The 12,675-nt window shown below is 45.5% G+C and carries 9 protein-coding genes; 8 read left to right on the forward strand and 1 reads right to left on the reverse strand.

Annotated features, from left to right (window positions below):
* The first annotated feature begins 643 nt into the window (after positions 1 to 643).
* Positions 644 to 1,579: a LysR family transcriptional regulator gene (locus L2747_RS20405; RefSeq protein ID WP_220781526.1), complete on the forward strand. Its 936-nt coding sequence runs from the start codon at positions 644 to 646 to the stop codon at positions 1,577 to 1,579.
* Here L2747_RS20405 and ilvY read toward each other — a convergent pair.
* On the reverse strand, positions 1,576 to 2,448 hold the full coding sequence (gene ilvY, locus L2747_RS20410) for an HTH-type transcriptional activator IlvY (protein ID WP_249000800.1): 873 nt from the start codon (positions 2,446 to 2,448) through the stop codon (positions 1,576 to 1,578). The genes L2747_RS20405 and ilvY overlap by 4 nt on opposite strands.
* Positions 2,449 to 2,649: 201 nt before the next feature.
* On the opposite strand from ilvY, the gene ilvC reads away from it, so the two are divergent.
* The 7 genes from ilvC to L2747_RS20445 all read left to right on the forward strand — a co-directional run bounded on the left by ilvC (position 2,650) and on the right by L2747_RS20445 (position 12,672).
* The gene (gene ilvC, locus L2747_RS20415) at positions 2,650 to 4,131 is read left to right on the forward strand and encodes a ketol-acid reductoisomerase (protein WP_220781528.1); all 1,482 of its coding nucleotides are present in this window, start codon (positions 2,650 to 2,652) and stop codon (positions 4,129 to 4,131) included.
* A 523-nt stretch (positions 4,132 to 4,654) separates the two neighbouring features.
* Positions 4,655 to 6,334, forward strand: coding sequence for an acetolactate synthase 2 catalytic subunit (ilvG, locus tag L2747_RS20420; protein WP_249000801.1), 1,680 nt, complete (start codon positions 4,655 to 4,657; stop codon positions 6,332 to 6,334).
* Between the two features lie 143 nt (positions 6,335 to 6,477).
* A complete protein-coding gene (gene ilvM / locus L2747_RS20425; RefSeq protein ID WP_248472621.1) occupies positions 6,478 to 6,735 on the forward strand; it encodes an acetolactate synthase 2 small subunit in 258 nt (85 codons plus the stop codon).
* 13 nt (positions 6,736 to 6,748) lie between these two features.
* Complete coding sequence (locus tag L2747_RS20430) at positions 6,749 to 7,672, forward strand: branched-chain amino acid transaminase (RefSeq protein WP_249000802.1); 924 nt, start codon at positions 6,749 to 6,751, stop codon at positions 7,670 to 7,672.
* A gap of 137 nt (positions 7,673 to 7,809) precedes the next feature.
* Positions 7,810 to 9,657, forward strand: coding sequence for a dihydroxy-acid dehydratase (gene ilvD, locus L2747_RS20435; RefSeq protein WP_249000803.1), 1,848 nt, complete (start codon positions 7,810 to 7,812; stop codon positions 9,655 to 9,657).
* 28 nt (positions 9,658 to 9,685) lie between these two features.
* Positions 9,686 to 11,236: a threonine ammonia-lyase, biosynthetic gene (ilvA, locus tag L2747_RS20440; RefSeq protein WP_249000804.1), complete on the forward strand. Its 1,551-nt coding sequence runs from the start codon at positions 9,686 to 9,688 to the stop codon at positions 11,234 to 11,236.
* A gap of 299 nt (positions 11,237 to 11,535) precedes the next feature.
* Positions 11,536 to 12,672, forward strand: coding sequence for a pyridoxal-phosphate-dependent aminotransferase family protein (locus L2747_RS20445; RefSeq protein WP_249000805.1), 1,137 nt, complete (start codon positions 11,536 to 11,538; stop codon positions 12,670 to 12,672).
* Positions 12,673 to 12,675 lie beyond the last annotated feature (3 nt).

Below are 12,675 nucleotides of genomic sequence, written 5' to 3' on the forward strand. Positions count from 1 at the left end.
AAGTGAAACGCAATATCGCCGATGGTAGTGTGGGGTCTCCCCATGTGAGAGTAGGTCATTTCCAGGCGCCAAATTAGTATCAAAGCCCGCTACGATGTAGCGGGCTTTTTTCGTTTTTGTCTGGAAAGATGGCCACTCGGACATGGGGGAATAAAAGCCCGAACGTAGTGAGGTTCAGTACCCATGTGGAGTAGGGTGAGGCCCTTGTGCTTATCAAATGAAGCTTAATGCAAGGGGGGAACGCGGAGAGCTTGCTCGCAGCTGGCCATTTCCAGGCGCCAAATTAGTATCAAAGCCCGCTACTATGTAGCGGGCTTTTTTACGTCTGTCATTTGTGCAAAATCCTGCCTTTTATAGACAAACATCTATCCAAGAAATAGCGCTTCGCTATCCTTTGCTGTCATCATTTCTGCACATTCAATAAGTGTTCAAAACACATTGCTTCAAATCCATGTGTTCGCTATGGGAACTGAGGGCGATTATATGCTCCACATTATCGACTCTTCGCAGATCAATTCTGGTCGTAGGTCATTTGCAGTTGTTTTTATCGATTGAAGATCGATATTGCTCTAATTTTTGTTATTCCTGGGTCATAAAGGCTTTATGATGTCTGTAGGTTAGCGTGTTTATATAGAAGGTCTATGTGAAACAGTTGGATTTCAATTTACTTAGGGTGTTAGAAGTCTTGCTCGAAGAACAGAGTGTTACCGCTGCTGCCTCAAGATTACATTTGAGCCAATCTGCAGTGAGTAAACAGCTAAGTAAATTAAGGGAGACCTTTGATGATCAGTTATTTGAGCGCACGGCTTATGGATTAAAGGCGACACCTAGAGCTCTGGAGTTAGCACCGGAACTTAGAGAGGTATTACAACGGCTTGATCAGTTTACTCGCCCGAGTACTTTCGAACCTGCTGAAAGTCAGCGCCGATTTCGAATGCATGTAGTTGAAACTGCTTACTCGCTAAGTTATCCGCACTTTATGCCCAAACTTTTGAAAGATGCACCATTAGTTAGTGTTAATAGTCAGACTTGGTCACATGACAGTATGGATAAGTTATTGCGTTGTGAAATCGATATGGGGATTATTTGCCGCGAATGGGATAACCGCTCTTTGTTGCATATGAATAACTTGCCGGAAGAGCTTGGTTATGCAGAACTGATCCGTGACTATCCAGTATGTTTAGTTAGGCGTGGACACCCTTTATTAAAAGAGACTTGGGATCTCGACACTTTCCTTAAGTATCGACATTTACAGGTGGCCTTTGGAGGTGTTGAACATTGGTTGTTAGATGATGTGCTTAGGTTGCAGCATTTACAGCGTGATATCGCGGTTAACATGACTGACTTTAATTGTGCCTTGGGTTTATGTGAGCATAGCGATCTGATTTTATGTGCTCCGCGGAAATACCTGATGCAGATGATTGCCGACTATGATTTAGTTTGCTTAGACGTGCCGGTAAAAGTTGAGCCAGGTGCTTATGTGCTGGTGTGGCATAAACACTTTAGCCTAGATCCAAGTCATAGTTGGTTACGTAACTTGATCATTAATGGTGTCCAAGCGCATTCAGAAGTAAGTTAGATAGCACTTAAAAAGGCATCGATAATAGGCTCTTGTTGGCGTTTTACTTTGCAGCAGCAGCCAAGTTCAAATGGCGGAATTTCTATTGGTGAGCTTAACAACTGAATGCGGTCTCGCACTGGACTATTGTTAATTACCACCTCTGGAGTAATACTGACACCACATCCAAGTGCGACCATCGAAGCTATTGCTTCCTGTCCCGATACTTGTGCGTATATATTGGGTATTAAGCCTAATGATTTAAACCAGTTATCAATTCGCTTTCGACCGGGACCGTGTTCAGGAACAATAAAGGGGAGTCGATCCCACGGGATATAAGATTCGGTTAATAACTCTTGTACTTGACACCTAAAAGTTGGTGCGATGATGGATAAAGGGACGTCATCTATTTTGGCAAAATGTAGGGTGTCAGGAAAAGCATCGGGTAACGCTGCAATCGCGATATCGGCACGATTATTACGTACTTCATTCACCGCGTTTGCTGCATCACCAGTGATCAGGGCTATTTCAACTTGAGGGTGCTCACGGCGAAAGCGGTCGAGTAATCCCGGTAAATGGCTATAGGCTGCAGTGACCGAACAATAGATATTGAGCTTGCCTCTTAGAATATCTTGCTTGGGATCTAATTTTGTTTTCAATTTAGCCCACTGAGCCAGTGTCACTTCGGCAAAGTTTTTATATTCGACCCCAGCGCTGGTTAAGGTGACACTGCGATTATCGCGTTGAAATAATTGTGCACCAACTTCCTCTTCCAATCTTTGCATCGCACGACTCAATGTCGATGGACTGACATGCATCGCCTGCGCCGTTCTAGCAAAATGTAAGCTGTCTGCTAGATGCAAATAAAGCTTGATGGTTCTTATATCCACAGTGACTCCGCTATTCCTGCAGCTACTTTCACGTAACCTTTATATTTCGCTCTGGCTATTGATGTTGCAATAAATGCAATATGACGTTTCGAATATATCATTTTAAGCAATCAAAAGCTTGCGCTATAGTGACCTTAATCACAGCGTGGCTCGGTAAAGAGTCAGCCCGTTTAAATGTCCAGAATCAAGGTGGTATATCAGATGGCTAACTATTTTAACTCTCTGAATTTGCGTCAACAATTAGAACAGCTGGCACAATGCCGCTTTATGGATCGTAGTGAATTTAGCGAAGGCTGTAACTTTATTAAAGGTTGGAACATCGTTATTTTAGGTTGTGGCGCACAAGGTTTGAACCAAGGTTTGAATATGCGTGACTCAGGTCTGAATATCTCTTTTGCATTGCGTGAGCAAGCGATTAATGAAAAGCGCGACTCGTACCAAAAAGCCACGGGCAATGGTTTCCGTGTTGGCACCATTGAGCAGCTAATTCCAGATGCTGACCTTGTGCTCAACCTTACTCCAGATAAGCAACACACCAATGCAGTTAACACTGTTATGCCGCTGATGAAGCAGGGTGCAACCCTGTCTTATTCTCATGGTTTTAATATCGTGGAAGAGGGCATGCAAGTACGTCCAGATATCACGGTCATCATGGTGGCACCTAAGTGTCCGGGTACTGAGGTACGTGAAGAATATAAGCGTGGTTTTGGTGTACCAACATTGATTGCAGTTCACCCTGAAAATGATCCTAAGGCTGAAGGTTTTGATATCGCTAAGGCTTATGCAAGTGCTACCGGTGGCGATCGCGCTGGCGTTTTACACTCATCGTTTATTGCTGAAGTGAAGTCAGACTTGATGGGCGAGCAAACCATTTTATGCGGCATGCTGCAAACGGGTGCGATTCTTGGTTACGAGAAGATGGTTGCCGATGGTGTAGAGCCAGGATACGCAGCTAAGCTTATTCAGCAAGGCTGGGAAACCACCACGGAAGCGCTAAAGCACGGTGGCATCACGCATATGATGGACCGACTCTCTAACCCTGCAAAGATCAAAGCTTATGACATGGCTGAAGAGCTTAAAGTTATCCTTAAGCCGCTATTTGAAAAGCATATGGACGACATCATCGGGGGCGAATTCTCTAAGACCATGATGACGGATTGGGCTAATGATGACGCTAATTTACTTAAGTGGCGCAGCGAGACTAACGATACAGGTTTTGAAAATGCACCGGGTTGTGAAGAGCATATCGATGAGCAAGCATACTTCGATAAGGGCATCTTTTTAGTAGCCATGATTAAAGCGGGTGTTGAGCTTGCGTTCGATACCATGGTTGCAGCAGGCATTGTTGAAGAGTCTGCTTACTATGAATCTTTACATGAAACGCCGCTTATCGCTAATACCATTGCACGTAAACGTTTATATGAAATGAACGTAGTGATTTCAGATACAGCTGAGTACGGCTGTTATTTGTTCAACCATGCGGCGCTGCCTTTACTAAGCGACTATGTGGCTAACATGTCTGCCGAGTACTTAGGTGGTGGCTTGCAAGATGCGAGTAACGGTGTCGATAACGTACGCCTAATTGAAGTAAATGCGGCAATTCGTGGTACCGCCGTTGAAGAGATTGGTGCTGAGTTACGTGGCTATATGACCGAAATGAAGCGCATTGTCGAAGAAAGTTAATCACTTTTTTACCAATAGTCTGGAGGGTAACCCGCTCTAGACTCTTGGTCGTTAAAGTGTTTGTTAGAGACAAAAGATATTTTAGAAAAAACATTAATTATTAACACGTTAGTGGCATTAACTCAGTTAGGCAGAACATGATTATTTGTCAGTATATGAGTCGATAAAGGAATAGGCTCAACTTGATTAATTTTGATGTTAAAAAGTTTTTTATTGTGTTTTTTATAGGCTTTGTGGTACTTCTAAATGGTCGCGTTTTAAACGACACCGAATTTAAGCAAAGAATCTGATTAGGATACAAGTCGAATATGTTCAAACAAGCTGCCCAGCTGATTATTGTGATTATTACCGTCGTGATTATTAAATCACAGCGGGGGCTGCGCATATCGAATCGACATACCTAACTTAGGTTTAAGATTGCAAAAACCCCCGCTCCGAAAGGAACGGGGGTTTTTTCGTTTAAGGGGTTAAGCAAAAGCTAACCCCTTAAGAAATAAAGTTAAATGTAGTGGAGTAAGAGCTGATGGAACAAGGGCAAATGATAAGAGGCGCAGACGCAGTCATAAAAGCGATTGCCGCACATGGTGTAACAACAGTGTTTGGTTACCCTGGCGGAGCGATTATGCCTATTTACGATGCGCTCTATGGTAGCCCGGTAGAGCATCTGCTTAGCCGCCACGAACAAGGAGCTGCATTTGCAGCTGTGGGTTACGCCAGAGCAAGTGGCAAAACAGGGGTTTGCTTTGCCACATCTGGCCCTGGGGCAACGAATTTAGTCACCTCACTTGCTGACGCGCTGCTGGACTCTGTGCCAGTTGTTGCTATCACAGGTCAAGTTTCCACAGCGGTTATTGGTACAGATGCGTTTCAAGAAATCGACGTTCTAGGTATGTCACTGTCATGTACTAAACATAGCTTTATGGTGACTAATGTTGATGAGCTAGTGCCGACGCTTTATAAAGCCTTTGAAATCGCTGCATCAGGTCGTCCGGGGCCGGTATTGGTGGATATTCCTAAAGATGTACAAATTGCCATGCTGGAATATAAAACACCTCTGCAAGCTATCAGCGCCGAGCCTGAGCATACCCCAGAGCAAATTAACGATGCGCGCGAGCTTATCGAACAAGCTAAGCAGCCAATGCTGTATGTTGGCGGCGGCGTGGGTATGGCGAGTGCTGTTGAGCAATTACGCGACTTTATTCAAGTGACCGGCATTCCATCAGTGGCAACACTCAAAGGTCTAGGCTCTATTACCATAGATACGCCTGGTTACTTGGGCATGTTGGGGATGCATGGCTCTAAGGCGGCGAATTTAGCCGTACAAGAATGTGATTTATTGATAGTGGTTGGCGCACGTTTCGACGATAGAGTTACCGGCCGTTTAGCTAGCTTTGCTGAAAACGCCAAAGTTATTCACCTTGATATAGACGCTGCTGAGCTTGGCAAATTACGCTTACCTGAAGTGGCTATCGCTGGCGACTTACGCCAAATCCTGCCTGCATTAAGTCAAAATCTAGGTGAGCAGTTTGCGTCATGGCAAGCCAAGGTTGATGAGATGAAACAAACGCATCAGTGGCGTTATGACCGTCCCGGTGAGCTAATCTACGCACCTGCAATGTTAAACCGTTTAGCCAATAAGTTACCGAAAAACAGTGTAGTGGCTTGTGATGTTGGTCAGCACCAAATGTGGGTTGCACAGCATATGTTTTTCAATCGACCGGAAGACCATCTTTCAAGTGCTGGTCTCGGCACTATGGGTTTTGGCTTACCCGCTGCAATTGGCGCTAAAGTGGCACGCCCAGATGCCACAGTAGTAACAGTATCAGGCGATGGCTCTTTTATGATGAATGTACAGGAGCTAACGACGATTAAGCGCAAGCGCTTACCGGTAAAAATCTTACTTATCGATAACCAAAAGCTCGGCATGGTTAAGCAGTGGCAGCAGCTGTTTTTTGAAGAGCGTTATAGCGAAACTGACCTATCAGATAATCCAGACTTTGTAAAAATGGCCTCGGCATTCGATATCCCTGGACGCAACATCTTTAAAGCCAGCGAAGTTGAAGCTGGTTTAGATGAGATGCTCAATAGCGAAGGACCTTTCTTACTGCACGTGTCGATTGATGATGCTCACAATGTATGGCCGTTAGTACCGCCGGGAGCCTCGAACCAAGACATGATGGAAGAGATGGATAAGCAAACTTAATTGGTATCGGGTTCAGCCCATTACGGTATGACTGACTTGAAACAAGTATTAAAGCTAAAGCATTGAAACAAAAGCATTGAAACAAAAGCATTGAAACAAAAGCATTGAAACAAAAGCATTGAAGCAAGATGGAGAGCAAGAATATGAACAATTACTCATTAGCGTTAAACGTGCAGCAAAGACCTGAAGTGCTAGAGCGTGTTTTACGCGTTGCTCGCCATCGTGGTTTTAAGGTCGCCAACTTAAGTATGCAGATTAATAGTAATAACAGTACCAGCATCGACATGTTGGTAGAGAGTGAGCGTGAAATTGGCTTGCTGACTAATCAGATAGATAAGCTTATTGATGTCATTGATTGCCGCGTATTAGTAAGCAATTCAACTACCGCATTAGCAAAATAGAAAGGGTGAGAAAATGGCCGCTAAAACAGCAGAATTAATTTGGTTCAATGGTGAAATGATGCCTTGGGGTGATGCTAAGGTACATGTTATGTCTCACGCACTGCATTATGGCACGTCGGTTTTTGAAGGTATTCGAGTTTACGATACGCCAAATGGCCCAGCGGGGTTTCGGTTAACTGAGCATGTGCAGCGATTATTTGATTCAGCCAAGATCTACCGTATGCCGATCCCCTATAGTTTCGATGATGCCATGCAAGCTTGCCGCGACGCAGTCTTAGGTAATGGCTTAAGCAGTGCTTATATCCGACCATTGGCTTTTTATGGCGATGTGGGCATGGGAATTACGCCGCCTAAAGATGCTCAGTGCGACTTAATGGTCGCTGCGTTTCCTTGGGGCGCTTACTTAGGTGAAGACAGCATGGATGCGGGTGTTGATGTGGCAGTAACGTCATGGAATCGCTTAGCGCCCAATACTATTCCGACTGGTGCTAAAGCTGGAGGTAATTACCTTTCATCATTACAAATCTCCACCGAAGCTAAACGCAACGGCTTTGATGAAGGGATTGCTCTTGATACTAACGGCTTAGTGAGCGAAGCGGCTGGCGCCAATATATTTGTGATTAAAAAGAACAAAATCTACACACCGCCAGCAACTGCCGCTATTCTGATGGGGCTAACGCGCGACACGATTATCACCTTGGCACGGGATCAAGGTTATGAAGTGGTTGAAGAGCAGATGTCGCGTGAGTTTCTTTACCTTGCCGATGAAATCTTTATGACTGGCACTGCAGCTGAGATTGTACCTGTGCGCAGTGTTGATCGTATCGAAGTTGGCACAGGTAAGCGTGGTGAGATCACCAAACAAATTCAGCAAAGTTTCTTCGGTTTATTTAATGGAGAGACGCAAGATAAATGGGGCTGGCTAGAGGTGTTATAACATCCATAAGCTCCGATTAATTATCTAACGATAAACACAGAAAACAAATTGAAGTGGCTTAACTCGGTTGGGTTAAGCAATAAAGAATCAGCATAAATGCGTCAATGAATGACGCATTTTATATCAAGGATAAAGCAATGCCAAAACTACGTTCAGCAACCAGTACCGAAGGCCGTAATATGGCAGGAGCACGTGCATTATGGCGTGCAACAGGCGTTAAGGATAATGATTTTGGTAAGCCGATTATTGCTATTTCAAACTCGTTTACTCAGTTTGTACCTGGGCATGTGCACCTTAAAGATATGGGCTCGTTAGTTGCTGGCGCGATTGAAGAAGCCGGTGGTATCGCTAAAGAATTTAATACTATTGCTGTTGATGACGGCATTGCGATGGGCCACGGCGGCATGCTTTATAGCTTACCGTCACGCGAGCTGATAGCCGACAGCGTTGAATACATGGTCAACGCGCATTGCGCCGATGCCTTAGTGTGTATTTCTAATTGCGACAAGATCACTCCGGGCATGCTAATGGCTTCGCTACGTCTTAACATTCCAGTGATTTTCGTCTCTGGTGGACCGATGGAAGCGGGTAAAACTAAGCTTTCAGATAAACTGATTAAACTCGATCTGGTTGATGCTATGGTCGCCGGTGCAGACGAGCGTGTATCAGATGAAGACAGCGAAAAGATTGAGCGCAGCGCGTGCCCTACGTGTGGTTCATGCTCGGGCATGTTTACTGCTAACTCAATGAATTGCCTAACTGAAGCGCTAGGTTTATCGCTACCGGGTAATGGCTCAATGCTGGCGACTCACGCTGATCGTCGTGAGCTTTTCTTAGAGGCTGGGCGCCGCATTATGGATTTAGCGACGCGCTATTATCGCGATGATGACGAGTCAGCATTGCCACGCAATATTGCCAATTTTGATGCCTTTGAAAATGCGATGACACTCGATATCGCGATGGGTGGTTCAAGTAATACCGTATTGCACTTGTTGGCGGCGGCGCAAGAGGCTGAAGTAGATTTTACCATGGCAGATATCGACCGACTTTCTCGTCTTGTACCACACCTTTGCAAAGTGGCACCAGCAACGCCAAAGTATCACATGGAAGATGTGCACCGCGCCGGTGGTGTGATGGGCATTTTAGGTGAGTTAGACCGAGCAGGCTTACTGCACAATACTGCCTATCACGTAGCGGGTAAAAACTTGGCGGAAGTATTGGCTAAATACGACATTGCTCAGAGTGACGATGCTGCAGTACGTAAGTTTTTCTCGGCAGGCCCTGCAGGTATTCCAACCACTAAAGCCTTTAGCCAAGATTGTCGCTGGGACAGTGTTGATGATGACCGTCAGGAAGGTTGTATCCGCAGCCGTGAGTTTGCCTTTAGCCAAGAAGGTGGTTTAGCGGTATTAGCAGGTAATGTCGCCGTCGATGGTTGTATCGTTAAAACTGCAGGCGTTGAAGTCGAAAACCATACCTTTACTGGTAGTGCACGTGTGTATGAAAGCCAAGATGACGCAGTTGCTGCGATTTTAGGTGGTGAAGTGGTAGCTGGCGATGTGGTGGTGATCCGCTATGAAGGCCCTAAAGGTGGACCCGGTATGCAAGAGATGTTGTACCCAACCAGTTACTTAAAGTCTCGTGGTCTTGGCACTAAGTGTGCGTTGATTACAGATGGTCGCTTCTCGGGTGGTACGTCAGGTTTGTCTATTGGCCATGTTTCACCTGAGGCTGCAGCTGGTGGCACCATAGGTTTAGTGCAAACGGGCGATCGAATTGAAATTGATATTCCTGCACGCTCCATCAAATTGGCGATCAGTGATGTTGAATTAGCCGCGCGTCGCACTGCGATGGAAGCGCTAGGCAAAGATGCTTGGAAGCCATTGGGGCGTGTAAGGCAGGTATCACTAGCGCTTAAAGCTTATGCGCTACTTGCGACCAGTGCCGATAAAGGCGCTGTGCGTGATACCAGTAAATTAGTGTAATGGATTTAACGGGTTTAAGAGGTAGTTTATGTTGGCTTTAGCATCACAATCACAACTGGATTTAGCCCACTATTATTTACAGAAAATTTTGCTGTCGTCGGTTTACGATGTCGCTAAAGTGACGCCATTATCGAGCATGAACAAGCTGTCAGCGCGCTTAGGTTGTCAGGTATTTTTAAAGCGTGAAGATATGCAGCCAGTGCATTCTTTTAAGCTGCGTGGCGCTTATAACAAAATAGCTGAGCTGACGACAGATGAGTGTGCGTGCGGCGTTGTTTGCGCCTCAGCTGGCAATCATGCTCAGGGCGTAGCATTGTCTGCGTCAGCTCGTGGTATTAGCGCGGTGATTGTGATGCCAGAAACCACGCCGGATATTAAAGTCGATGCGGTTAGACGTTTGGGCGGTGAAGTGGTGTTGCACGGACAAGCATTTGATCAAGCGAATGCCTATGCCCAAAGTTTGGCTGAAAATGAAGGCCGTGTGTATGTGGCGCCGTTTGACGATGAAGCCGTGATTGCCGGCCAAGGTACCGTTGCGCAAGAGATGTTGCAGCAGCAGCGGGATCTTGAAGTGGTATTTGTACCTGTTGGTGGCGGCGGGCTGATTGCCGGGGTTGCTGCTTATTATAAAGCCGTGATGCCACAAGTTAAAATCATCGGCGTAGAGCCTGAAGACTCTGCTTGTTTAAAGGCGGCAATCGACGCTGATGAGCGGGTAGTGTTATCGCAAGTTGGATTATTTGCTGATGGCGTAGCGGTAAAGCAGATTGGCGCTGAGCCTTTTAGATTGGCGCGTGAATATGTTGATGACGTGATTACCGTAACGTCAGATGAAATCTGTGCTGCGGTCAAAGATATCTTTGAGGATACTCGTGCGATTGCTGAGCCGTCAGGTGCGCTGTCGCTGGCAGGCCTAAAAAAGTATATCGGCATTAACGGCAAAGGTGAAAAGCTTGGCGCGATTCTCAGTGGTGCCAATGTAAATTTTCATAGCTTGCGTTATGTGTCTGAACGCTGCGAATTAGGTGAGCAAAAAGAAGCTATTCTAGCGGTAAAAGTGCCGGAGCGTCCGGGGATCTTTTTACGCTTTTGTGAGCTGTTAGAAAAGCGCGCAATGACAGAGTTTAACTATCGTTTCAGTAGTCGTGATAAGGCGGTAGTGTTTGCGGGCATTCGTTTATCTAATGGACAGGTCGAGCTTGAGGAGATTATTGCAAACCTAGAGTCGGAAGGATTTGGGGTGCAAGATCTATCTCAGGATGAATCTGCAAAGCTGCATGTGCGTTATATGGTGGGTGGTCAGCCGCCAGAACCGATAGAGGAGCGTTTGTTTAGCTTTGAGTTTCCTGAGCATCCGGGGGCGCTGTTTAAGTTTTTAACCACCTTACAAAGCAAGTGGAATATCAGTTTATTCCATTACCGTAATCATGGCGCTGCTTATGGCCGGGTTCTCGCAGGTTTTGAGGTTCCTGAGTGTGATAGTTTACGGTTCCAGCAGTTTTTAACTGATTTAGGTTTTGTTTATCAAGAAGAAACTCAGAGTCCGGCGTATCAATTGTTTTTAGGTCATCGTGACTAATATTGTTCGGAAATTCGATAAAAGGCAGCTTAAATCTTGATAGGGCTGCCTTTTTGTTTTGTGGAATTTAGAGCAATATTTATCATCTAGGCGGTTGATAGTATTAGAGCTTCTTCTGTAGTATTGTCATTACATTGCTTTTTTAGTGAACAGTTTTACACCAATAAAGATATAACAATAATAATATTCCACTAAAGACTGACTAACACGTAGGGGCTTTTCGATATTTATCGTTCTAGCAGCATGGCAGCAGTCAAATCCTAACCTTATAAAAGCGCCTAGTTTTAGAGGAAAAAAACATGTTACCTGCACCTTTTATTGAATCATTTTCACCGCCACGCCGTATTTTAATGGGGCCAGGCCCATCAGATGTTTATCCTGAAGTATTAGCTGCGCAGGCTAAACCAACTATTGGTCATTTAGACCCTTTATTTGTCGCTATGATGGATGAGCTTAAAGCGCTGATTCAATATGCTTTTCAAACGACCAACGAGATGACGTTAGCGGTTTCAGCGCCAGGTAGTGCAGGCATGGAAACCTGTTTTGTGAATCTGGTCGAGCCAGGTGAAAAAGTGATTGTTTGCCGTAACGGCGTGTTTGGTGAGCGCATGCGCCAAAACGTAGAGCGAGTTGGTGGTATTGCGGTCGTGGTTGATAACGAATGGGGCGAAGCGGTTGACGCTGATCTGGTGGCAAGCGCATTGGCTGCAAACCCTGATGCTAAATTCTTAGCGTTTGTGCATGCAGAAACATCAACTGGCGCCTTGTCTGATGCGCAGGCTTTATGTGCCTTAGCAAAACAGCATGGTTGTTTGTCGATTGTTGATGCGGTGACTTCATTAGGTGGCGTAGAGTTAAGAGTCGATGAGTGGGGTATTGATGCCATTTATTCTGGCAGTCAGAAGTGCCTATCTTGCGTGCCGGGGTTATCGCCTGTGTCATTCTCACCAGCTGCAGTTGAGAAGCTAAAAGCACGTAAAACGCCAGTGCAGAGCTGGTTTTTAGATCAAACCTTAGTGATGGGGTACTGGGATGCATCGAGCGATGGCAAGCGCAGTTATCACCATACTGCTCCGGTTAATGCGCTTTATGCCTTACATGAATCACTACGTTTATTAGCGGCAGAAGGGTTAGAGCTTGCTTGGCAGCGTCATGCGGATATGCATCAAGTATTGCGTCACGGACTACAGCGTTTAGGGCTTAAATTTGTAGTCACTGAAGCGCAGCGTTTACCGCAGTTAAATGCAGTCTATATTCCTGAGGGGATTGATGACGCCAAGATTAGAAAGCAACTATTAGAAAACTACAATCTTGAGATCGGTGCAGGCCTTGGTGCACTAGCGGGTAAAGCGTGGCGTATCGGTTTGATGGGTTATGGTGCTCGTCGTGAAAACGTTGCCTTATGTTTAAAGGCATTGGAAGAAGTGCTGGCTTAGCTA

The organism is Shewanella marinintestina, from assembly GCF_023283845.1.
GTDB classification, from domain to species: domain Bacteria; phylum Pseudomonadota; class Gammaproteobacteria; order Enterobacterales; family Shewanellaceae; genus Shewanella; species Shewanella marinintestina.

Excerpts from the sequence above, each read along its gene's own strand:
- ilvD (WP_249000803.1), top strand. The coding sequence starts at position 7,810 with ATGCCAAAACTACGTTCAGCAACCAGTACCGAAGGCCGTAATATGGCA.
- ilvC (WP_220781528.1), top strand. The coding sequence starts at position 2,650 with ATGGCTAACTATTTTAACTCTCTGAATTTGCGTCAACAATTAGAACAG.
- L2747_RS20430 (WP_249000802.1), top strand. The coding sequence starts at position 6,749 with ATGGCCGCTAAAACAGCAGAATTAATTTGGTTCAATGGTGAAATGATG.
- ilvA (WP_249000804.1), top strand. The coding sequence starts at position 9,686 with ATGTTGGCTTTAGCATCACAATCACAACTGGATTTAGCCCACTATTAT.
- ilvG (WP_249000801.1), top strand. The coding sequence starts at position 4,655 with ATGGAACAAGGGCAAATGATAAGAGGCGCAGACGCAGTCATAAAAGCG.
- L2747_RS20445 (WP_249000805.1), top strand. The coding sequence starts at position 11,536 with ATGTTACCTGCACCTTTTATTGAATCATTTTCACCGCCACGCCGTATT.
- ilvM (WP_248472621.1), top strand. The coding sequence starts at position 6,478 with ATGAACAATTACTCATTAGCGTTAAACGTGCAGCAAAGACCTGAAGTG.